The sequence below is a fragment of the Caballeronia sp. 11_S32 genome (assembly GCF_056930355.1).
Genome location: NZ_JBXOWH010000004.1, coordinates 410,534 through 430,203, shown reverse-complemented (window position 1 = coordinate 430,203; position 19,670 = coordinate 410,534). Strand labels below are relative to the sequence as shown.

Genomic DNA, 19,670 nt, shown 5'->3' with positions numbered 1-19,670 from the left:
GCGCACAGCGCCGCCGGAACGAACGCGCTTTCAGTCCCGACCGAACCGTATGAATTTCGACTTCCTTCCAGATCCACTGCCGCAGCAACTCGCCGCTCATCCTTGGGCGCAGGTGGCCGCGGGCCTCGCCGCGCTCGCGCTGATCGCGCTCTTCGTGCAATGGGTGGTCGCGCGCATCGTGCTCTATGTCGCGCATCGCCTGCTCGTGCTCGCCGGGCATCAGAAGTGGGATCGCGCGTTCAGCGAACATCGCGCCTATCACCGGCTCTGGTACGCGGTGCCGTTCGCGACGGTCGCCCTCGGCATCGACGACGTGCCGCGCGTCGGACACTGGGCCGCGGTCATCGGTCGCGTCGCGCACGGCGGCGCGTGGATCTGCGTGTTTCTCGCCGCGGGCAGCGCGCTTTCCGCGTGGCAGGATGTCTATGCGGAAAGCAAGGAAGCGCAGACACGCTCGATCAAGGGCTATATCCAGATCGGCAAGCTGGCGCTCGCGCTCGTGTGCGGCGTGCTCGTGCTGTCGATATTGATCGACCGCTCGCCGCTCTGGATGCTCTCCGGTCTCGGCGCGCTCTCCGCCGTGCTGCTGCTCGTGTTCAAGGACACGTTGCTGTCGCTCGTCGCGAGCACGCAGTTGACGTCGAACGACATGCTGCGCATCGGCGACTGGATCGAAATGCCGCAAGCCGCCGCCGATGGCTTCGTGAAGGACATCGCGCTGCATACCGTCAAGGTGCAGAACTGGGACAACACCGTGACCACGGTGCCCACTTACAAGCTTTTTTCGGAGAGCTACCGCAACTATCGGCACATGTTCGAATCGGGCGGGCGGCGCATCAAGCGCACCTTGCGCATCGACGCCCAATGCGTGCGCTTTCTCACCGAAGAGGAAACCGCGCGCCTGAAGCGCTTTCGCCTGCTGCACGATTATCTGGAGCACAAGCAGACGGAAGTCGAGCAGGCGAACCGCAATCTCGGCGAACTCGCGAACGAGCCCGCGAACCGGCGCCGGCTCACGAATATCGGCACGTTTCGCGCGTACGGGCTCGCGTATTTGCAACGCCATCCGGAGATTCGCCAGGACATGGCCATCATGGTGCGCATGATGGAGCCGGAATCGCAGGGCATTCCGATCGAGGTCTATTGCTTCACGGCGACGACCGCGTGGACGCAATATGAGCGCATTCAGGGCGATGTCTTCGATCATCTGCTGTCGATACTTCCGGAGATGGGATTGCGGCTCTATCAATCACCTTCGGGCGCCGACATGACCGGTTTCGCAGGCCGTCTGCGCGGCGAAATGCCGACGCTGTGACTTGCCGGATTCGCGCCGACAAAAAGAATCAGGCAAGAATCCGCCAGTTTTGTGTATTCACGTTGACGCTTCCCGTCCGTACGATCTAACCATCGCCGATGCGCCTTTTTTCCGCAGCTTCCCAGCCGCGGCGGGTTCGTTTTTTCTGGCGCATCGCCATTCAATCGTCATAAAAGGAAAACTCAACGTGATCGATCGCGTCCATGCCATGCGTGTCTTTACGCGTGTCGTCGATACGAACAGTTTCACGCGTGCGGCCGAGTCGCTCGGCATGCCGCGCGCGAGTGTTTCGACGACCGTGCAACAACTCGAAGCGCTCGTCGGCGTGCAACTGCTCGCACGCACGACGCGGCGCCTGAATCTCACCGTCGACGGCGCCGCCTACTACGAACGCTGCGCGCAGATCCTCGCCGATATCGACGAGCTCGAATCAGGTTTCGGCGCGGGCGAGGAGCGCCTGCGCGGACGCTTGCGCGTGGAGATGCCGGATACCGTCGCGACGTCGATCGTCGTGCCCGCGCTGCCGGAGTTTCACGCGCGCTATCCGCAGATCGAGCTGTCGATCGGCATCGGCAACCGCAATGTCGATCTCGTCGGCGAAGGTGTCGATTGCAGCGTGCAGCTCGGCGAATTGCCCGATTCGGGACTGATCGCGCGCCGCCTCGGCATGCTCGAACAGGTGACGTGCGCGAGCCCCGCGTATCTGGAAAAGCACGGCATGCCGCAGTCGCTCGATGAGCTCGCGCAGCACGTGGCGGTGAACTGTCTCTCGGAGAAGAGCGGACGCCCCGCCGACTTCGATTTCGATGTCGACGGCGAACCGTTCACGATGAAGATGCGCGGCTTCGTGCAGGTCGCCGACGAGCACGCGTACCTGGCGTGCGGCGTCGAAGGGCTCGGGCTGATCCAGCCGCTGCGCATCGCGGCGCAGCCATTTCTGCGCTCGGGACAATTGCGCGAAGTGCTGCCGCAATGGAAATCGCCGCCGCTCAAGGTGTCGGTGGCTTTCCTGAAGAGCCGCCAGGCGACGCCGCGCGTGTCGGTGTTCGTCGACTGGCTCGCGGCGCTTTTCGAGCGCTCGCAGCAGATCGACGATACGCTCACGAGCCTTTATCGCTCGGCGCGGCGCCGCGGCCCTACGCGCCGGGATCGTCCCGAGGAAGAAACCGCCGACGCGTAATTCCTGCGTCGCGCTAGCGCACGGGCGTGGCCGCGCTCGCGCCCACGACCGTGTTCCACTTGCGCACTTCCCACCGTTCCACCAGCCCGTTCGTCACGTACGGATCGTTCTTCGCGAAGTCTTCGGCGGCGGCGGGCGAGTCGCCGTGGAAGAGCAGCATCGCGCGATCGGTGGGCGCATCGAGCGCGCCCGCGAGCACGATGTCGCCCCGCTCGACGGCCGCCCACGCCAGAGCGAGATGTGCATCGCGATATTGCGCCCGGCGCTCCAGATAGTCCGAACAGAGTTCGTAGATCAACAGGTAGTGCATCGCCATCTCCTTTTCATTGAAGCAATGTCGAGCTAGTTTGTCCTATTTTCGAGATCGAACTTAAGAGTTCAATCGGAACCGTCTGATCGCCTTACGATAGCCTATCGAAGATCATGCGTGGGTATTCGTAAAGGACTCCGCCATGAACCGCGATCAACCTCCCTGCAACACGTGCACGAAGCACGATTGCCGCACCTGCGCGTGGACGTCGCCGCTCGATGCATCGTACCGCACGCTCATCCGTTCTCATTCTCTTCTGTCGCTCGTCGCGCTTTCCGTGAACCAATCGGAGCCCGCGCCCGCGGACCCGTCATGGCTCGGCGCCGCCGGCAAGCGCATCGTCAAATTCTTCTCGAACATGGGCCCGCGCGCACGCTGAAAGTGACCGTGAGTCGCATCGAAGCAGCGTTTTCGTAAAGAAGTTTGCACGCATCTTTTTAGGATAACTGTCCAGATAGAATGCGCTGCACTCTTGCGCTTACGTTAAGCGTTCATGTAGAAAGGAAAAGAAAGTCGATGAGCATCAATCTGGTCCAGGCGGTCAATTCCGCGATCTCGGAAAGCATCGCGGAGCAGCTGTCGCAACAGTTCGGCATTCCCGGTCCCATCGTCCGGCAACTAGCGGCGCGCCTCGCGCCCGGGCTCGTCGCGTCGCTGATGGACCGCACGACGCTCATTCCCGGCGCGCAGTCGGTGCACGCGGTCATCATGCAGCCGGAAACCAATGCGCATATCGTCGATCAGTTCTCGAAGCTGATCGCGACGACCGGCGGCCTCAAGCAGCTCGAAGCCAACGGCCACATGCTCGCCGCGCTCGCCACAGGCCAGCGTGTCGATGCGCTGACCGACGCGGTATCGGCCGAAACCGGCGTTCCGACGCAAGCTACATCGGCGCTCGCGGGCATCGTCGCCGCCGTGCTTTTCGGCATCATGAAGCGGCACTTCCTGCTCGCTCAGTGGAACCTTCCGCATTTGCCCAGGCTGCTGCGCGATCAGGTCGGCGAGATCAACACGTCGATGTCGAATGCGGTCGCGGCGGCCATCGGCGTCGGCAACACCGAAGGCTTCACCAGCTGCATCACGCCACGGCTCGACACGGTCGCGTCGAGCCTGGCCCAGCGTCATGACGGCGATGTCGCGGTAACAGCCGCGCCCGCCGCAATGCCTGTGCCGGAAAGCGCACCGGTCGTCAAACCCGCGCCTTCCGCGCCGCCCTCGCCGCCCCCCATGCGCGCACCGTTGCGCAAGCCCGCGCCGAAGCGCTCGAACAACTGGATCTGGCTGCTGTTTCTCGTGTTGGCCGCGATCCTCGCGTTCGTCTACTATCGCGGCTTCACGCACAGCGCAAGCGTCGACCTGAGCGCCGCGCCGGCCCCGCAGCCCGTCGAGAACGTGGCGGCACCGGCTTCCCTTGCAGCGTCATCGGCCACGCAGTCCAGCAACGACGCGCCGCTGGCCGCGTCCGCCACCGCGACTACGCAGGCCATCGATGCGGCCCCTGCTCCGGCCGCCTCCGCGCCAGCCGCCGCGCGTGCCGACTGGAAAGACGCGCAGTTGCTGTTCAACGTCAATGCTTCGGGGGTTCCGTCGATCGAAGCGACGGTCGGCACCGAAGCCGAAAAGAAGCATCTGCTCGACGCATTGTCGGCCCGCTTCGGCAAAGCCTATGGCGCGGACATTGCCGTCGTTCCGGAAACGCGCCCTTCGACGTGGCTTTCTCGCCTGAACGACTTCTTCCCGCTCATGGCCGTGCCCGGCGCGGAAGCCAAGATCAGCGGCTCCCGGGTGGAACTGAGCGGCACGGCCGCGAACGCGAAGCTCGGATGGTCGGATCGCCTGAAAGGTGCGCTCGGCGGCATGTACCAGGTCGCGGCATTCGACGTGGACGGCGCCGTCGCGAGCGCGGCGCAATCGTTTCGCAGCGCGATGAAGAGCCTGCTCGCCACGGACACGCCCTGCTCCGGCGCGAAGCTGACGCGAGTGCTTGACCTTCAGGTCGTCAATTTCGCGCGCTCGAGCGCGCAGATCCCTGAAAGCGCGAACGGCACGCTCGGCGAGACGGCGCAACTGCTCAAGAGCTGCGCGGCCAAGGGCTCGATGGTCAATCTCGAAATCACCGGCTATTCGGATTCGCAAGGCGCCGCGGCGGCGAAGCTGGAAGTGTCGAAAGAACGCGCCCAGGCGGTCCGTGCGTTCCTGGTGCGCAACGGCGTACCGCAGCAGACGCTCACCGCCGCGGGTTACGGCGACGCCAACCCGGTCGCGGACAACGAAACCGCGAGCGGACGTTTCGCCAATCGCCGCATTGCATTCGTCGTCAAGAAGGGCTGAACGCCTGATCGACGTTCAATATTCGTTACAACGCCGTCGCGCCCAAACGCGACGGCGTTTTCATTTGCGCACGCGCTTTCCGCGCGGCTCAGCCATTCGAACCCGGCTTGACGAAATCATTCTCGGCCCAGCGCTCCGCGTTCGCCTTGCTCAGCTTGAACGCGGGCGACACACGCACATGCGCGAGCTGCGCGCCATACGCATCGAAGGCTTTGAGATTGGCGTAGGGATCGTCCTCATCGGGAACGATCTCCAGCGTGACGGTAACGTCCTCGCCATGCACGTTAATGGTGACGTTCTTGTTCAACATTGCATGACGCTGCTGCTCGTGCCGGCGCAACACTTCAGACGCCGTCTTGACCAGCGTGCGGAACGCCGCCGCATCGAGCGGCTTCGGGTTCTTCTTGTCACGGCCCATCGTCCACGGGCCGACGAGTGCGGGCTCCGCTTCACCCGTCTGGATCATTTCGACGGCCCAGCCGTCGTCGTCCTCGTTCTTGATCACGCGCGCGGTCCAGCCGTCGTCGCGCCAGAGGCGGTCTTCGTGGATCGCGTCGTCGGTGGAGGGGAATTCGGAATCGGTCATATCGTGGCAATGCGCAAGCAGTAGGCAATGCGACGAATTCTACCTTGATGCATGCACGCGGCATTGTTCGTGCTTGACGGATTGGCCGAACGGCCAGTGTCATACCCAAATGCATTGCGCCGTGCTACTTTGAATGTACCGGGACCATCCGGAAGCCATCAGAAACGCAGCCAAGAAGCAGTAAAACTCAGTCAAGGAGCAACCGCATGCTTGCATTCATCGGTACTTTGATCGTCGGACTCGTCGTCGGTCTCATCGCGCGTGCCATCAAGCCGGGCGACGACAACATGGGCTGGATCATGACCATCGTGCTCGGCATCGCCGGATCGCTGATCGCGGGTTACGTCGGCCGCGCGCTCGGCTGGTATCAGCCGGGACAGCCGGCCGGATGGATCGCCTCGGTGATAGGCGCGATCGTCCTGCTCGTCGTCTGGGGAATGATCCGCAAGCGCACGTAGCGCGTCGCCGTTTCTCTTTTGGGCACAACGCCTCGTCCGGTTTCGGACGAGGCGTCGTTTTATCGGACGATGCGCGCGAAATCGATCTCCACGCCGCCGCGCACGACGCGATTGCCCAACGCGCCGCCGAGCCAATAGGAAAGTTCAGCAGGCCTGCCGATTCGCCAGGCGACGAAATCGGCCGACTTGCCTGCTTCGAGCGATCCGTGCGTCGATTGCAAGCCGAGCGCGCTGGCCGCGTGAATCGTCACGCCGGCGAGTGCTTCCTCGGGCGTCATGCGGAACAGCGTGCAGCCCATGTTGAGCATCATGCGCAAGGACAGCGCCGGCGATGTACCGGGATTCAGATCGCTTGCGAGCGCGATCGGCACGCGATGCCGCCGCAGCGCGTCGATGGGCGGCAACTGCGTCTCACGCAACAGGTAGAACGCGCCCGGCAGCAGCACGGCGACGGTGCCGGAGTGCGCCATCGCGATGACATCGTCTTCCGTCATGTATTCGAGATGATCCGCCGACAACGCCCGATACCGCGCCGCGAGCGACGATCCATGCAGCGACGACAACTGCTCCGCGTGCAGCTTCACAGGCACGCCCAGATCGCGGGCGCACTGAAACACGCGCTCGACTTGCTGCGTCGAAAACGCGATGTGCTCGCAGAACGCATCGACGGCGTCGACGAGGCCTTCGGCGACGAGCGCCGGCAGCACGTCATCGCAGACATGCGCGATGTAGTCATCCGCGCGATTCGCGTATTCGGGCGGCAACGCATGCGCGGCGAGGCAGGTCGCGCGCACCGTCAGCGGCAGCGCTTCGCCGAGCCGCCGCGCGACCGCGAGCATCTTGCGTTCGTTCGCGAGGTCGAGCCCGTAGCCGGACTTCACTTCGAGCGCGGTGACGCCCTCGCGCATCAGCCCGAGCGCGCGCGCCTTGGCCGCTTCGAACAACGCATCCTCGCTGGCTTCGCGCGTCGCGCGCACCGTGCTCGCGATGCCGCCGCCGCGCGCCGCGATCTCCGCGTAGCTGACGCCCTGAAGCCGCTCTTCGAACTCGCCGCTGCGATCGCCGCCGAACACGAGATGCGTGTGGCAGTCGATCAGCCCCGGCGTCACCCACGCGCCTTCGAGATCGACACGCTCGCAATCGCCGACCTCCGGCGCGGCCGCGCGCGGCCCGATCCATTCGATGCGCGCGCCGTCGGTCAGGATCGCCGCGTCTTCGACGATCGAATACGTGCCGCCGGTCATCGTCGCGGCGTGACAGTGGTGCCAGAGCTTTCTCATCGCTTGTCGATCATCGGCAGATCGAGGCCCTGCTCGCGCGCGCATTGAACCGCGATGTCGTAGCCCGCATCGGCATGGCGCATGACGCCGGTTGCCGGATCGTTGTGCAGCACGCGCGCGATGCGGGCATCGGCCTCGCGGCTGCCGTCGCACACGATCACGACGCCCGCGTGCTGCGAAAAGCCCATGCCGACGCCGCCGCCGTGGTGGATCGACACCCAAGTCGCGCCGCTTGCCGTATTCAGCAGCGCGTTGAGCAGCGGCCAGTCGGACACGGCGTCGGAGCCGTCCTGCATCGCTTCGGTTTCGCGATTCGGGCTCGCGACCGAGCCGGAATCGAGATGATCGCGGCCGATCACGACCGGCGCCGACAACTCCCCGTTACGCACCATCTCGTTGAACGCGAGGCCGAGCTTCGCGCGCAGGCCGAGCCCGACCCAGCAAATGCGCGCCGGCAAGCCCTGGAAGCTGATGCGCTCGCGCGCCATGTCGAGCCAGCGATGCAGATGCGCATCGTCGGCGATGATTTCCTTCACCTTCGCGTCGGTCTTGTAGATGTCCTCGGGATCGCCCGAAAGCGCGGCCCAGCGGAACGGTCCGACGCCACGGCAAAAGAGCGGACGGATATAGGCCGGCACGAAGCCCGGAAAGTCGAACGCGTTCTCGACGCCCTCTTCCTTGGCCATCTGGCGGATATTGTTGCCGTAGTCGAAGGTCGGCACGCCCTGTTCGCGGAACGCGAGCATCGCGCGCACGTGCTCGGCCATCGATTGCTTCGCGGCTTTCACCGTCGCCGCCGGATCGCTCTGCGCGCGGTCGCGGTACTGCGCCCAGGTCCAGCCTTTCGGCAGATAGCCGTTGAGCGGATCGTGCGCGCTCGTCTGATCGGTGACCATGTCCGGGCGCACGCCGCGTCGCACGAGCTCGGGCAGCACGTCCGCCGCGTTCGCGCACAGCGCGATGGAAATGGCACGTCCTTCGGAGGTGTAGCGCTGGATGCGCGCGAGGGCGTCGTCGAGATCGGCCGCCTGTTCATCGACATAACGCGTCTTCAGACGGAAGTCGATGCGGCTCTGCTGGCATTCGATGTTGAGCGAACAGGCGCCCGCGAGCGTCGCCGCGAGCGGCTGCGCGCCGCCCATGCCGCCGAGCCCGGCGGTCAGCACCCAGCGGCCCTTCAGGTCGCCGCCATAATGCTGCCGTCCGGCTTCCACGAACGTTTCGTACGTGCCCTGCACGATCCCCTGGCTGCCGATATAGATCCAGCTGCCCGCGGTCATCTGGCCGTACATCGCGAGGCCCTTCGCGTCGAGCTCGTTGAAGTGCTCCCAGTTGGCCCAGTGCGGCACGAGGTTCGAATTCGCGATCAGCACGCGCGGCGCGTTCTCGTGCGTTTTGAACACACCGACCGGCTTGCCCGACTGGACGAGCAGCGTCTCGTCCGCTTCGAGGCGCTTGAGCGTCTCGACGATCTTGTCGTAGGACGCCCAGTCGCGCGCCGCCCGGCCAATGCCGCCGTACACGACGAGTTCCTTCGGATTTTCGGCCACGTCGGGGTCGAGATTGTTCATCAGCATGCGCAGCGGCGCTTCGGTCAGCCAGCTTTTGGCGTTGAGCTGCGTGCCGCGCGGGGCGCGGATTTCGGTATCGCGGAAACGGGAAGATGAAGTCACGGATTGCTCCTGCGCATCAAGAAAAGGGAGTGTCGACGACCGCAGGCGATGAGCCGCGTCGAGTTGGTCTCATGTTCTTGTATATACAACTTACGTTGTATTAGGGGAATCCCGAGGCTTTCCTTCCGTGCCACGACGTTTCTTGTATAGACAATATCAGGGCAGCGGTAATCCGCCGTCCCGCTTGACCTCTCGCAGCGAAAGTATCGATTCGACGGCCGTCACGCCGGGCAAGGTGCGCAGCACGTCGCGCATGAAGATGCCGTACTCGTCGAGATCGCGCGCGACGATCTGAAGCAGATAATCGGCCGTGCCCGAAATGTTGTGACACGACACGATGCGCGCGATGCCCTGGATCTCGCGCTCGAAGCGATCGGACAGCGCGCGGTCGTGCACGCTGAAGCGCACCTGCGCGAACGCGACGACGCCCAGTTCGAGCGCCTTGCGCGACAACATCGCGCGATAGCCGTCGATATAGCCATCGCTTTCGAGACGCTTGAGCCTGCGCGCGCACGGCGTCTCACTCAGGCCGACGCGCTCGGCGAGTTTCGCGACGGGCATGCGGCCGTCCTGCTGAAGCGCGGCGAGCATCGCGCGGTCGATACGGTCGAGTTCGGTCATGGAGCTTTCCCCTTTGTTCTTTGCAAACTCTAGCGGAAAGCTGTGAGAAATTCCCAAGGTCCGATAAAAAAGGCCAGAAAACGCCTCATCCGAAGTGGCACGATTAAGCCTTCGAAACAGGAGCTTCATCATGGTCTCGGCACACTTGCTTTGGGTTTTCATCGGCGCGCTCGCGGTCGTCTACGCGTTGCCGGGCCCGGACATGGCGCTCATGCTTCAGACGAGCGGCACGCGCGGCTTCCGGCATGGACTCGCCGTAGCCGGAGGGCTCGCCACCGCGCGCGCGACCCACGTGACGCTCTCGGCGCTCGGCGTCGCCGCGCTCTTGCGTTCCGCGCCGTGGCTCTATGACGGCGTGCGCATCGCGGGCGGTCTGTACCTGTCCTACGTGGCGATCCAGATTTTCCGTTCGCCCGCGTTCGGGCTCGACGCGGCGCCCGGGCAGCCCGCCGCCTCCACGCTGCGTTCCGCCTACGCGAAAGGCATTCTGAGCAGCATTCTCAATCCGAAAGCGCTGCTTTTCTGTTCCGTGCTGCTGCCGCAATTCGTGCGTCCGGAAGCGGGTGCGGTCTGGTCGCAAGTGCTGGAACTCGGCGTGGTGCTCGTCGCGGTCGGCGTCATGTTCGACCTCGCGCTGGCGGCGGGCGCGGTGCGGATTTCCGGCTGGCTGCGCCGTCATCCGAAAGCGCAGACCGTGCAGCGCTGGACGTTTTCCGCCGCGCTGCTCGCGTTCGCCGCGCGGCTGTCGCTGGACTGAAGGGCGCCGCGCGATCAGGCTTCGAGCGGCTTCAGAAAGAGCTCGTGCTTCGGCGCGAAATGCGCGTAGAGCGGCAGGATCGCGCCGCCCATCGCGCGGGCGTCGGGACCGATCAGGCCTTCCACCAGACGCGGACGCGTCATGCCTTGCCAGTCGAACGCGGCGAGCGCGTCGCCGGTGCGGCGGATCACGTCGCGCAACAAGCTGCGGTCGATCTCGCCGTCGATCACCACCGCTTCGAGATCGAGCAACGCGGCCGACGAAGCGATGCTCATCGCGAGCGCCGGGCACGTCTTGTCCATCCACGCTTCGGATAGCGCGCGCAGTTCGGGCGCAAGGGCGCGCTCGTCGTGCGCGGCGGCGGGCGGCGCGCCCGCGGCGGCGAACGCCTTCTCCAGCACATACACCGACGCCGTATTGAGCAACTGCCCCGCGCGATTCCCTTTTGCGGCGCCGGTCAGCGGAAACGAGCCGATCGCGCCCGCGTTGCCGCCCGGCCCCGCGTGCAGCCTGCCGTCGATGACGAGTCCGCCGCCGATGAACGTCCCGATGAACACATACAAGAAATTGCGCAGCCCGCGCCCCTGACCCATCACGAGCTCGGCGGCGCACGCGGCCGTCGTGTCCTTGGCGAATTCGACGGGCAGCGCGGTCATCGCCTGAATGCGTTCCCGAATGTCGATGTCGTTCCACGCCGCGAGCGCGTCGGGGGGCGTATCGAAGAAATCGCGCCAGCCGCCGAGCCACAACGGCGCCGCGACGCCGATGCCCGCAATTTTCGGCGCGCCGTCGCCGAGCGTGGCGACCACGCTCGCGAGCCGCGCCTCCAGCGCAGGGAAGAGCGCATGCGGATCGGGATAGGGATACTCCAGCGTCTCGCGCGAGCGCACGTTGCCGGCGAAGTCCATCGACAGCACGTCGAGACTGCGCCGCCCCACTTTCACGCCGATGGAAAACGCGCCGTCCGCGCGCAGCGAGATCGGCACCGAAGGCTGACCAATGCGCCCCCGCACGCGTGCGCGCGGCTCCTTCGCCAGCAGCCCGTCCTCGATCAGATGATCGACGATCAGCGAGACCGTCTGCATCGACAGGCGCGTCATGCGCGCGATATCCGCCTTGGGCAACGAACCGTGCAGCCGGATCGCCTGCAGCACGATGCGCTCGTTGAACTGGCGCATGCCGAGCTGATTCGAGCCGACGGAATGCACGGAGGCTTTGCGCGCGGGCCGCTCAGACATCGGCCACGGCCTCGCGGATGAGGCGTGCGCGCCGGACATCGTTCATCGTTCGTCCCCGTTCGATTAAATCCACTGTTTTTATTTAGTAAAGACACCCGCGCCGATTTTATCAAGCGCGCATCCACGCACCGTTCGCGACACCGGCCGATTATTTTCTGCGATTTCTGATCGGTTATGTTCGGCGAGAGATTCTTCGCCAATCGAACTCCGCGCTTGAAAACAAATGAGCACACTCGAAGCCCTTCACGCGATCGTCAATGACGAGAACGCGCCGCAGATCATCCGCGATCACATCGTCGATTCGCTGCAGTTCGCGCTGCGCAATCACGCGGGCTATTTCACGCGCAAGGAAATTCAATGGCTCGCGCAATGGGACGACACGCGCATTCCCATCGCGGCGGCGAAGATATTGAACGAGATGAAGACGGCCTGAGACCTTCCGGCGCTCCGATACGCGGCTTCAGTGCGCACCTGAAGCGCGCGCGTGCCACTCGTAGTCGAACACGTTCGACTGAGCCGGCTCCGACAGGCCTTCGACGAAGCTGATCACTTCCGGGTCCTTCACGAAGCTCGCGGCCGAGCTCGCCGCGAGGATCGCAGAGCTGTCCTGCGGCCGGGCGACGAGAAAGCCCTGCACGTAATCGACGCCGATCTCCTGCAGCGCACGCAAGGTATCGATGTCCTCGACCCACTCCGCGACGCTACGCATGCCGAGATTGCGCGCGAGCGCGACGATCGCCTCGACGATCGCGATATCGGCCGGATGCGCGCACATCGAGCGCACGAATTCGCCGTCGATCTTGAGCGCATCGGCGGACAGCGCCTTCAGATATTTGAACGACGTGTAGCCCGCGCCGAAGTCGTCGAGCGCGATCTTTCCGCCCATGTCGTGCACGCGCGCGATGAAGCGCTGCGTGTTCTCCAGATCGTGCAGCGCGACGCTCTCCGTGATTTCGAGGCACAGATAATGGACGATCGACTGATAGCGCGCGAAGAGCGCGAAGATGTCCTCCATGAACTGCTCGTCGTTCAGCGAACCGCCCGACAGATTCACGCAGATGAACTGCGTGCTGGCGAGCTGATGCTGATGCACCTCGATCCATTCGAGCAGCGTCGAGATGACCCAGCGGTCGATGGCCGCGATATTGCCCGATTCCTCCGCCGCGACGATCACCTTGCCTGCGGGCAGCGTCGTCCCGTCGGGCGCGCGCATGCGCAGCAGCACTTCGAAGTTGAGCGATTCGGTGGGCGCCGAGAGCGACATGATCGGCTGCATCACGAGGAAGAGCCCGGGCGGCAGGCGATTGCGTCCGAGCGTCTCGACGAGCTTCAGTTCCTCCGCGCGCTCCTCGAACGCGGCCGCGCCTTTGCGATACGTGACGAGATGCGTGTGCGCGACTTTCTTCGCCTCGCGGCACGCGCGATCCGCGTGTGAAAGCGCGTCCTGCACGCGCACGCCCTGCGAGCATTCGACAAGACCGATCGACGCCTTCACCTGGAACGCGCGATTGCCGACCTGATACGGTGCGTCCGAAAGAATCGAGATCAGGTCGCGGCATTGCGCGATGGCGTCCTCGATCGACGTGTCGTGCATCACGCACACGAATTCGTCGCCACCGATGCGCCCCACCGGATAGCTGCCCGCGAAGTGCGCGCGCGTGCGGGCCGCGACCTGGCGCAGCACTTCGTCGCCGCAACGATGTCCGAAGAGATCGTTGACGAGCTTGAAGCGGTCGAGATCGACATACGCGAGCGCCCACGGCAGCGTTTCCTCGCTTTGCGCGGAAATCGCCTTCTCGATGCCGCGCCGGTTCAGCGACGCGGTGAGCGGATCATGCTCCGCCAGGAAACGCAGCCGCTCGACGGCCCGCGACCGTTCGGTCGTATCCTGAAGCGAGCCTTCGATCCAGCCGTTCGAGCGGATCGCCTTCAGCAGATAACGCCGCTCGCCGGTGCCGCGCGCGACTGAGCCGCCCATTTCCAGTTCGCCGTCGCTGCCCTTCGACGCCAGTGCCTGCAGCGCGCCCCACGCGCCCGCCTCGAAGTAATCGTTCCAGTGCCGCGCCTTGTAGTCGGTCTTTTGCAGATCGAGCATCGCGCGCAATGCGGGGTTGGCGCGCACGAAGTGCCCGTCGGCGTCGAGCGTGAAGAGGCCGATCGGCGTGACTTCGTAGGTGTTGCGCAATTCCATCTGCGCCTGACGGCGGAAATCGCGTTCGGCGCGCATCTGCTCCGCGATCGCGAAGGCCGCCATCATGCTCGACGACAGCGCGGCCATCACCGTATTGACGCCGCCGACGAGCACCTTGAGCCCGAATGCCGCGCCGAGCACCTCGGAGAACGTCGCGAACAGCACGACGCCGAGCGAGGCTACATACCACATGACGGTGCGCGAGCGCGCCATCCACACGAGCCGCGCGAGAAAGAACAGCAGCACGCAGATGCCGAAGCCCGCGATGATCCACAGCGCCGGGATGAAAAGCGCGTACGGCAGCGCGAGCGCGGCGGCGAGCAGCACGATGCCGACATACTGGATGACGCGCAGCAGCCAGCGATAGCCGACCACGCGCAGTTCGCGCCGGAAGAGCTGCTGAAAGAGCGCGGCGGTGAGCAGGTAGTACGCGGCGAACGTGACCTGCCGCAACGGCTGCATGAAATCCGACGGCAACAGGCGGCCGAGCCATTGCATGTCCCAGCCCATCGCGTTCGCGCAAAGGCGCAGATTGCCGACGAGCCACACCGCGAAAATCACGTAGGTCCATTCGTGATTGATGAGCGCCGTGACGAACACGAACACGGCGAGCGTCAGCAGGCCCCCGGCGATGAGGCCGGAACTTTCCTGAAAATCGAGCGAGGAATTGCGCAGGCCTTGCCATTCCCACGCGTTCGCATTGATCTGCGCGGGACCGGAAAATGTGCCCCGGCAGAGAATGTTTTCGGATTGCTTCAGCCGGCCTACCTGAATAGAGAAGCCCGCTTTCACCGCGCGCATCTCGCCGCTCACGCCATCGCGGTCGGCCTGGCCGAGCGGCGCGAGCGTATTCGCGTTCCAGCAGGCAAGCGTTTGCGCATGACGCGACGGCAATTCGACGATCGTCGACGAGTCCGCGCTCATGCTGGGCGTCGTGAAACTGAACCAGACCGGTTTTTCGGAAAGACGCGTGCTGTAACGGGAAACCGGCGTGGCGCCTTGCAGCGCCTGAAGCGCTTCGGCGGGCGTCATGATGCCGGATTTATCGGCGACGACGCGCAATTCGAGAGCAAGCGCGCCGCGCGATTCAAATTGGCGCGGCAGGAAATAGAGCGTCGCGATCGTACCGAGCAAAATCAGAAACGGCACGGCATAAACGGCGACCGCGTACAGCGCGTCGTCGATCCACGAACCCGTGCGTCTGAATCTCGATAAGGAAGCTGGAATAACCGACGCCATACCTGGAAAAACCCCCGTTTGCGCCCGACGCGATATGCGCCGGCGCGGGCGACGAAAGAGCCATGGGAAAACCCCGTTCGCCGTCGCTTGGCCAACCGGACCGCTCCGCGGTCCGGTTTTTCGCTATTACCTTCCTGACGTTCGTGCTTTTTATCTTCCGTAGGCCATCAACGGAGCCTCCGGGCATCGTACCGGTTCCCAGTCAAAAGATAAATCTACAGAATGCAAATCGATATCCGGGTGGTGAGTATTCACCATGTAATTGAAGAGCGGATGACGGGCTTCTTCCCAGCGCTGGCGCGCCGCGGCGACATCCTTCGCCAGCACGCGATGCGGCAGGCCGCCCACGTGCGACATCGGCAGGAATTCATTGACGCCGAAAACATCCTTGAAGAGCATCGCCTCATACTCCCGATCCAGCGGCGTGCGCGCCGTGATCACCATGTAATCGATCTCGTGCAGCTCGCAGAACATCCAGAGCGCCTTGCACAGCGCCACTTTCACCACGCGCCCCACCATGCCGCCCGCGACGCCGAGACGCGTCGCTTCCGCAAGGCGGCTCGTCCCGAGATGTTCCGGCAGACGCACCGACTGCTCCACCGCGAGCGGGCCATACGCATTGGTCTGGATGCGCATGGTGCCGAGCGGTGCGCCGTCGAGCTTGGATTCCGCCAGCAGCACGGCGGTGCCGCGATCGCGATCGGAGGACTCGATCGTCATGGTTTCGGCGAATTCGGGCAGATGCCGCCCATAGGCCGAACGTCTGATGCTCACGGCTTTTTGCAGTCCCGCATCATCACGGACGATACGGATAGTAAACGGCATGCGCTCGGATTTCTGAAGCGTGGGCACGACCGTGAGCGTTGGGCGGACCGCCGATTCGGATTGGTTAGCGGCGGCGGCGTTGGCAAGGTTCAGACGTTCCATTTGTAAACCCCATTTTTTCTTGGCGATTGGAAAGGTGCCGCGCGTGAAGGAGATTTAATGGTTGGTTCCTTTACACGGGCGTATCGAGCCTCTCACGAAGACCAATAACGGGGTGCGCGCTTGCCGCTGTTTCACAGCAAATTTCAGGCTAAAGCAGTGGAAGAAAGCTTCTAATCGGCGAAGCCAATCGCCGGGTAGCCGCCGCACAACCAATATATGCATATGTCGTACAGGAATATGCGAGCCCGATCAGGGTGAGGAAACGAGGGCGAGCAGCCACCAATCGACGCGAGAGGCAATCCAGAGAATAGCGTTCGCCGAAGCGTCGTGGAACATCACGTAAATGCCGGAAAACGCAGAAAAAAAAGAAGTCGGTAACGTTTGCTTACATGCCGGTTTAGCAGAATGTGCGAAACACCGGAAGTGCAAAATCTGGGATGGAAAACAGCCGGGCGGCGGAAAAAGAAAAGCGGGCGTCCTTCGAAAGAAGCGCCCGCGCTAACACGACATAATCATGTCGGTTGTGTGAAATCGCCGGAGCGAATTAAAAATTAATCAGTCGTCGTCGTCGAGCCAGGGGATATCGACGTCGGTGATGAAAGCCACCATTGCTAGCGGCCGCCCTTCCTGCCGTCCGATATTGCCGTCCGCGCGCTGCCATTCGCAGCGGAAAATCGTGGCCGGCGTGTCGGCGAGCAGCGTGATCGTGCGGATCTCGTCAGGATCGTTCTCTTCGACAGGGCCATCGAGCGACACGAGCAACTGCTGCGGCCACACGCCGTCGGCGGGATCGTAGATCTTGTCACCGTCGTGAATGACGACGTGCGCCTCGACGCCGATCGTCGCGGATGCCTCCACGATCATCTTGCCGAGTGCGCGCAGCACCGCCGTGGCGCGCCCCGAGTTGGCCTGACGGATCGCGAGATCGCCACGCGTCAGCGCCTGCTCGAGCTTGGGATTGGTTTTCTGTTGCGCCATCTATCTCTCTCACATGGTTCGTTGCATCGTTCGACGAGCCGGGTCCGGCCAAAGTTGCACCGGATCGCGGCCTCGCAACAACAAAGATAGGTCGCGCGGGCGTCGGCGGCAAACCGGACGGGGCCCGAAGCGCCCGAACTGCGCTCGACGAATAGACGAGTTCGCTGCTCAAGTTTGCGCACGACCGGCCGATATTGTGCTCATCCCCACCGAAACGCGTGACTGCCGTGCCGTTCATCGACCTGTGTCCTCTGTGCGTTCGTCTGCCGGCGCGCGCTTTCCGTACGCCGTCTCCGGCCGCCGCGCAGGCGAGCCCGGCCACCCTCGCCTGAACGTGCCGAGCGGACGCGCGGACATCGTCGACGGCATCGCGCTGCGCACGCATCTGCAGCCGATCTTCAGCCTGCCGCATCAGCGCGAAGTCGGCTACGAGGCGCTGTTGCGCGGCGACGCGGGCGGCGAGACGCTCGTCGGCCCGTTCGATCTCTTCGGACGCGCGATCGTCGCGGGCAAGCTCACCGAGCTCGACCGCATGAGCCACCTCACGCATCTGCAGAACGCGGCGCCGGTGCTGCCCGCCGCGCACTGGCTCTTCCTCAACGTCAATCCCGCGACCTTCATCGATCCCGGCTACGCCGCGCGGCTCGCTTCGGCCACGCGCGACGCGGGCCTCGCGCCCGAGCGGCTCGTGATCGAAGTGCTCGAATCCGGCGGCACGGACGTCGACGACATTGCCCGCGCGACGCATGCGTTCCGGGCGCAGGGCTTTCTCGTCGCCGTCGACGATTTCGGCGCGGGGCATTCCAACATCGACCGGCTGCTCACTTTGAAGCCGGACATCGTCAAGCTCGACCGCAGCCTCGTGCGCGCCGCAAGCACGCAGCCGCGCGCCCACATGCGCGACGCGCTGATGCCGAAGCTCGTCGATCTCCTGCACGAGTCGGGCATGTTCGTGGTCGCGGAAGGCATCGAGACGGGCGACGATCTGATGCTCGCCGCGCGCTCGAATGTCGATTTCGTGCAGGGCTATCTGTTCGGCATGCCGTCGGCGCAGCTTGCCGGGCGCGGCACGGCGACGCCGCTCTTCGAAGACGTGTTCGACGCGCTCGCGCAGATGCGCCGCACCGAACGCCTCGCGAGCGACCTGCTCCTGATGCCTTATCGCTCGAACCTGACGCAGGCCGCGAGGCGCTTCGCGTCGGGCGCGACGACCGAGGCCACGTGCGCCGATCTGCTCGCGCTGCCCTGCACGCTCAGCTGCTTCTTCCTCGACGAGGGCGGCCGCGAGTTCATGCCGGGCCTCGCGGGCGCCGCCGCGAAAGCGCCCAGCGAACGGTTCGCGCCGATCGCGGACCCGTCGGCCGGGCGCTGGGACAATCGCCCGTATTTCGTCGACGCGCACGCGAAGCCGCAGCAGGTGATCACGAGCGCGCCGTATCTTTCGGTGACGGGCACGTCGCTTTGCGTGACGCTCACGATCGCCACGCAGCGCACCGCGAAGCCCGTCGTGATCGGCGCGGATCTCGACTGGCGCAGGCTGATCGAAGCAGCGCCCGCGATCTTCTGAGCTTCACGCGGCCGCGGTTTTCACCGGCGTGATCGCATTCGCGAGTGCCGCCGCGCCCGCGCGCAATGCCGCGAGATTCCCCGGCTCGAAAGTCCAGTGCCCCGCCGCATCCACGACGGCCAGCTCCGCGCCGGGCCAGCGCGCGGCGAGCTCGAGCGCCTGATCGGCCGGGCAGACCATGTCGAAGCGGCCATGCACGATCCGGCAGGGCAAATGCGCGATGCGCGCGACGAGCGGCAAGAGCGGCATCGGCGGCAGCTCGTTCGCCATGTAGTGACGCTCGAGCAGCGCCATCGAGATCGCCGCCGCATTGGCTTCCGCGCTCGGGCGCTTCTCTTCTTCCGCCGGTTCCTTCTCTGGCTTGTTGACGACGGAGAGCGTCGTTTCATACTGCGTCCACGCGCGCGCGAGCCGCGTGCCCGCTTCGTCGAAGCGCGCGAGCGGCGCCTCGGTCAGCCGCAGAATGTCCTGCGCGTTCGCCGGGCGCTTGCCGCAGGCCGCTTCGATCGCATCCAGAAACGCGCGGTGCGCCTCGGGGAACACGCGGCGCACGTCCCAGAGAAACCAGTCGATGTCCTCGCGCCGCGCGAGAAACACGCCGCGCAGCAAAAAGCCCGTGCAGCGCTCCGGATGCGCGACGCCGTATGCAAGGCCGAGCGTCGTGCCCCACGAGCCGCCGAAGATCGCCCATTGCTCGATATTCAACGCGGCGCGCAGCTTTTCCATGTCGCCGACGAGCGCATCGATGCCGTTGTGCGCAAGCAGGCCGAAGGGCTTCGACTTGCCGCAGCCGCGCTGATCGAAGAACACGACGCGCCACTTGCCCTCTTCCAGCACTTCCGCCCATTTCACGTTCATCGCGCCGCCGGGGCCGCCATGCACGACGAGCATCACGGGCGCGTCGTGCGGTCCCTGCGCGCGCCAGTAGATCGAGTGGCCGTCGCCCACGTCGAGCATGCCTTCGTCGAACTGCACCGGCGTTTGATTTTCCATTGCTCCATCCTTTGCTGAATGTGTTT

At 64.5% G+C, this 19,670-nt stretch carries 18 protein-coding genes; 8 read left to right on the top strand and 10 right to left on the bottom strand.

The window, feature by feature from the left end:
- The first annotated feature begins 49 nt into the window (after positions 1-49).
- Positions 50-1,315: a mechanosensitive ion channel family protein gene (locus AC1Z32_RS28000; protein ID WP_483482096.1), complete on the top strand. Its 1,266-nt coding sequence runs from the start codon at positions 50-52 to the stop codon at positions 1,313-1,315.
- Positions 1,316-1,502: 187 nt separating this feature from the next.
- Positions 1,503-2,495 (top strand): LysR family transcriptional regulator, encoded by a 993-nt coding sequence (locus AC1Z32_RS27995; RefSeq protein WP_483482095.1) that lies wholly within the window; start codon positions 1,503-1,505, stop codon positions 2,493-2,495.
- A 13-nt stretch (positions 2,496-2,508) separates the two neighbouring features.
- Here the strand turns inward: AC1Z32_RS27995 and AC1Z32_RS27990 are convergent, their stop codons facing one another.
- Complete coding sequence (locus AC1Z32_RS27990) at positions 2,509-2,805, bottom strand: YciI-like protein (RefSeq protein WP_483482094.1); 297 nt, start codon at positions 2,803-2,805, stop codon at positions 2,509-2,511.
- Positions 2,806-2,947: 142 nt separating this feature from the next.
- Here AC1Z32_RS27990 and AC1Z32_RS27985 point away from each other — a divergent pair, with 142 nt between their 5' ends.
- On the top strand, positions 2,948-3,184 hold the full coding sequence (locus AC1Z32_RS27985) for a hypothetical protein (RefSeq protein ID WP_483482093.1): 237 nt from the start codon (positions 2,948-2,950) through the stop codon (positions 3,182-3,184).
- Positions 3,185-3,321: 137 nt separating this feature from the next.
- On the top strand, positions 3,322-5,136 hold the full coding sequence (locus AC1Z32_RS27980; RefSeq protein ID WP_483482092.1) for an OmpA family protein: 1,815 nt from the start codon (positions 3,322-3,324) through the stop codon (positions 5,134-5,136).
- Positions 5,137-5,224: 88 nt separating this feature from the next.
- Here the strand turns inward: AC1Z32_RS27980 and AC1Z32_RS27975 are convergent, their stop codons facing one another.
- Complete coding sequence (locus tag AC1Z32_RS27975) at positions 5,225-5,722, bottom strand: hypothetical protein (RefSeq protein WP_483482091.1); 498 nt, start codon at positions 5,720-5,722, stop codon at positions 5,225-5,227.
- Positions 5,723-5,928: 206 nt separating this feature from the next.
- Here AC1Z32_RS27975 and AC1Z32_RS27970 point away from each other — a divergent pair, with 206 nt between their 5' ends.
- Positions 5,929-6,180, top strand: coding sequence for a GlsB/YeaQ/YmgE family stress response membrane protein (locus AC1Z32_RS27970; RefSeq protein ID WP_483482090.1), 252 nt, complete (start codon positions 5,929-5,931; stop codon positions 6,178-6,180).
- A gap of 59 nt (positions 6,181-6,239) precedes the next feature.
- Here the strand turns inward: AC1Z32_RS27970 and hutI are convergent, their stop codons facing one another.
- The 3 genes from hutI to AC1Z32_RS27955 all read right to left on the bottom strand — a co-directional run bounded on the left by hutI (position 6,240) and on the right by AC1Z32_RS27955 (position 9,754).
- Positions 6,240-7,460 (bottom strand): imidazolonepropionase, encoded by a 1,221-nt coding sequence (gene hutI, locus AC1Z32_RS27965; RefSeq protein ID WP_483482089.1) that lies wholly within the window; start codon positions 7,458-7,460, stop codon positions 6,240-6,242.
- A complete protein-coding gene (gene hutU, locus AC1Z32_RS27960) occupies positions 7,457-9,133 on the bottom strand; it encodes a urocanate hydratase (protein WP_483482088.1) in 1,677 nt (558 codons plus the stop codon). Before hutU ends, hutI begins: the two co-directional genes overlap by 4 nt.
- A gap of 156 nt (positions 9,134-9,289) precedes the next feature.
- On the bottom strand, positions 9,290-9,754 hold the full coding sequence (locus AC1Z32_RS27955) for an Lrp/AsnC family transcriptional regulator (protein ID WP_483482087.1): 465 nt from the start codon (positions 9,752-9,754) through the stop codon (positions 9,290-9,292).
- Positions 9,755-9,884: 130 nt separating this feature from the next.
- Between AC1Z32_RS27955 and AC1Z32_RS27950 the strand changes: the two genes are divergently transcribed.
- Entirely contained in the window at positions 9,885-10,511 is a 627-nt protein-coding gene (locus AC1Z32_RS27950; RefSeq protein WP_483482086.1) for a LysE family translocator, read from the top strand.
- 14 nt (positions 10,512-10,525) lie between these two features.
- On the opposite strand, the gene AC1Z32_RS27945 is transcribed toward AC1Z32_RS27950, so the two are convergent.
- Positions 10,526-11,749: an ROK family transcriptional regulator gene (locus tag AC1Z32_RS27945; protein ID WP_483482085.1), complete on the bottom strand. Its 1,224-nt coding sequence runs from the start codon at positions 11,747-11,749 to the stop codon at positions 10,526-10,528.
- A gap of 223 nt (positions 11,750-11,972) precedes the next feature.
- Between AC1Z32_RS27945 and AC1Z32_RS27940 the strand changes: the two genes are divergently transcribed.
- On the top strand, positions 11,973-12,182 hold the full coding sequence (locus tag AC1Z32_RS27940; protein ID WP_483482084.1) for a hypothetical protein: 210 nt from the start codon (positions 11,973-11,975) through the stop codon (positions 12,180-12,182).
- A 27-nt stretch (positions 12,183-12,209) separates the two neighbouring features.
- On the opposite strand, the gene AC1Z32_RS27935 is transcribed toward AC1Z32_RS27940, so the two are convergent.
- From AC1Z32_RS27935 to AC1Z32_RS27925, 3 genes are all read right to left on the bottom strand, one after another.
- Positions 12,210-15,179 carry a putative bifunctional diguanylate cyclase/phosphodiesterase gene (locus AC1Z32_RS27935; protein ID WP_483482083.1) on the bottom strand — a complete coding sequence of 990 codons (2,970 nt, stop codon included), beginning with the start codon at positions 15,177-15,179 and terminating at the stop codon, positions 12,210-12,212.
- Positions 15,180-15,329: 150 nt separating this feature from the next.
- Complete coding sequence (locus tag AC1Z32_RS27930) at positions 15,330-15,953, bottom strand: hypothetical protein (protein WP_483482082.1); 624 nt, start codon at positions 15,951-15,953, stop codon at positions 15,330-15,332.
- 708 nt (positions 15,954-16,661) lie between these two features.
- A complete protein-coding gene (locus tag AC1Z32_RS27925; RefSeq protein ID WP_062603817.1) occupies positions 16,662-17,084 on the bottom strand; it encodes a hypothetical protein in 423 nt (140 codons plus the stop codon).
- A gap of 253 nt (positions 17,085-17,337) precedes the next feature.
- On the opposite strand from AC1Z32_RS27925, the gene AC1Z32_RS27920 reads away from it, so the two are divergent.
- Positions 17,338-18,651, top strand: coding sequence for an EAL domain-containing protein (locus AC1Z32_RS27920; protein WP_483482081.1), 1,314 nt, complete (start codon positions 17,338-17,340; stop codon positions 18,649-18,651).
- A gap of 3 nt (positions 18,652-18,654) precedes the next feature.
- Here the strand turns inward: AC1Z32_RS27920 and pip are convergent, their stop codons facing one another.
- Positions 18,655-19,644, bottom strand: a complete 990-nt coding sequence (gene pip, locus AC1Z32_RS27915) for a prolyl aminopeptidase (RefSeq protein WP_483482080.1) — start codon at positions 19,642-19,644, stop codon at positions 18,655-18,657.
- Positions 19,645-19,670 lie beyond the last annotated feature (26 nt).

Coding starts and splice junctions, on each gene's coding strand:
- AC1Z32_RS28000 (WP_483482096.1), top strand. CDS start 50: ATGAATTTCGACTTCCTTCCAGATCCACTGCCGCAGCAACTCGCCGCT.
- AC1Z32_RS27990 (WP_483482094.1), bottom strand. CDS start 2,805: ATGCACTACCTGTTGATCTACGAACTCTGTTCGGACTATCTGGAGCGC.
- AC1Z32_RS27985 (WP_483482093.1), top strand. CDS start 2,948: ATGAACCGCGATCAACCTCCCTGCAACACGTGCACGAAGCACGATTGC.
- AC1Z32_RS27980 (WP_483482092.1), top strand. CDS start 3,322: ATGAGCATCAATCTGGTCCAGGCGGTCAATTCCGCGATCTCGGAAAGC.
- AC1Z32_RS27975 (WP_483482091.1), bottom strand. CDS start 5,722: ATGACCGATTCCGAATTCCCCTCCACCGACGACGCGATCCACGAAGAC.
- AC1Z32_RS27970 (WP_483482090.1), top strand. CDS start 5,929: ATGCTTGCATTCATCGGTACTTTGATCGTCGGACTCGTCGTCGGTCTC.
- hutI (WP_483482089.1), bottom strand. CDS start 7,460: ATGAGAAAGCTCTGGCACCACTGTCACGCCGCGACGATGACCGGCGGC.
- AC1Z32_RS27955 (WP_483482087.1), bottom strand. CDS start 9,754: ATGACCGAACTCGACCGTATCGACCGCGCGATGCTCGCCGCGCTTCAG.
- AC1Z32_RS27950 (WP_483482086.1), top strand. CDS start 9,885: ATGGTCTCGGCACACTTGCTTTGGGTTTTCATCGGCGCGCTCGCGGTC.
- AC1Z32_RS27945 (WP_483482085.1), bottom strand. CDS start 11,749: ATGTCTGAGCGGCCCGCGCGCAAAGCCTCCGTGCATTCCGTCGGCTCG.
- AC1Z32_RS27940 (WP_483482084.1), top strand. CDS start 11,973: ATGAGCACACTCGAAGCCCTTCACGCGATCGTCAATGACGAGAACGCG.
- AC1Z32_RS27935 (WP_483482083.1), bottom strand. CDS start 15,179: ATGGCGTCGGTTATTCCAGCTTCCTTATCGAGATTCAGACGCACGGGT.
- AC1Z32_RS27925 (WP_062603817.1), bottom strand. CDS start 17,084: ATGGCGCAACAGAAAACCAATCCCAAGCTCGAGCAGGCGCTGACGCGT.
- pip (WP_483482080.1), bottom strand. CDS start 19,644: ATGGAAAATCAAACGCCGGTGCAGTTCGACGAAGGCATGCTCGACGTG.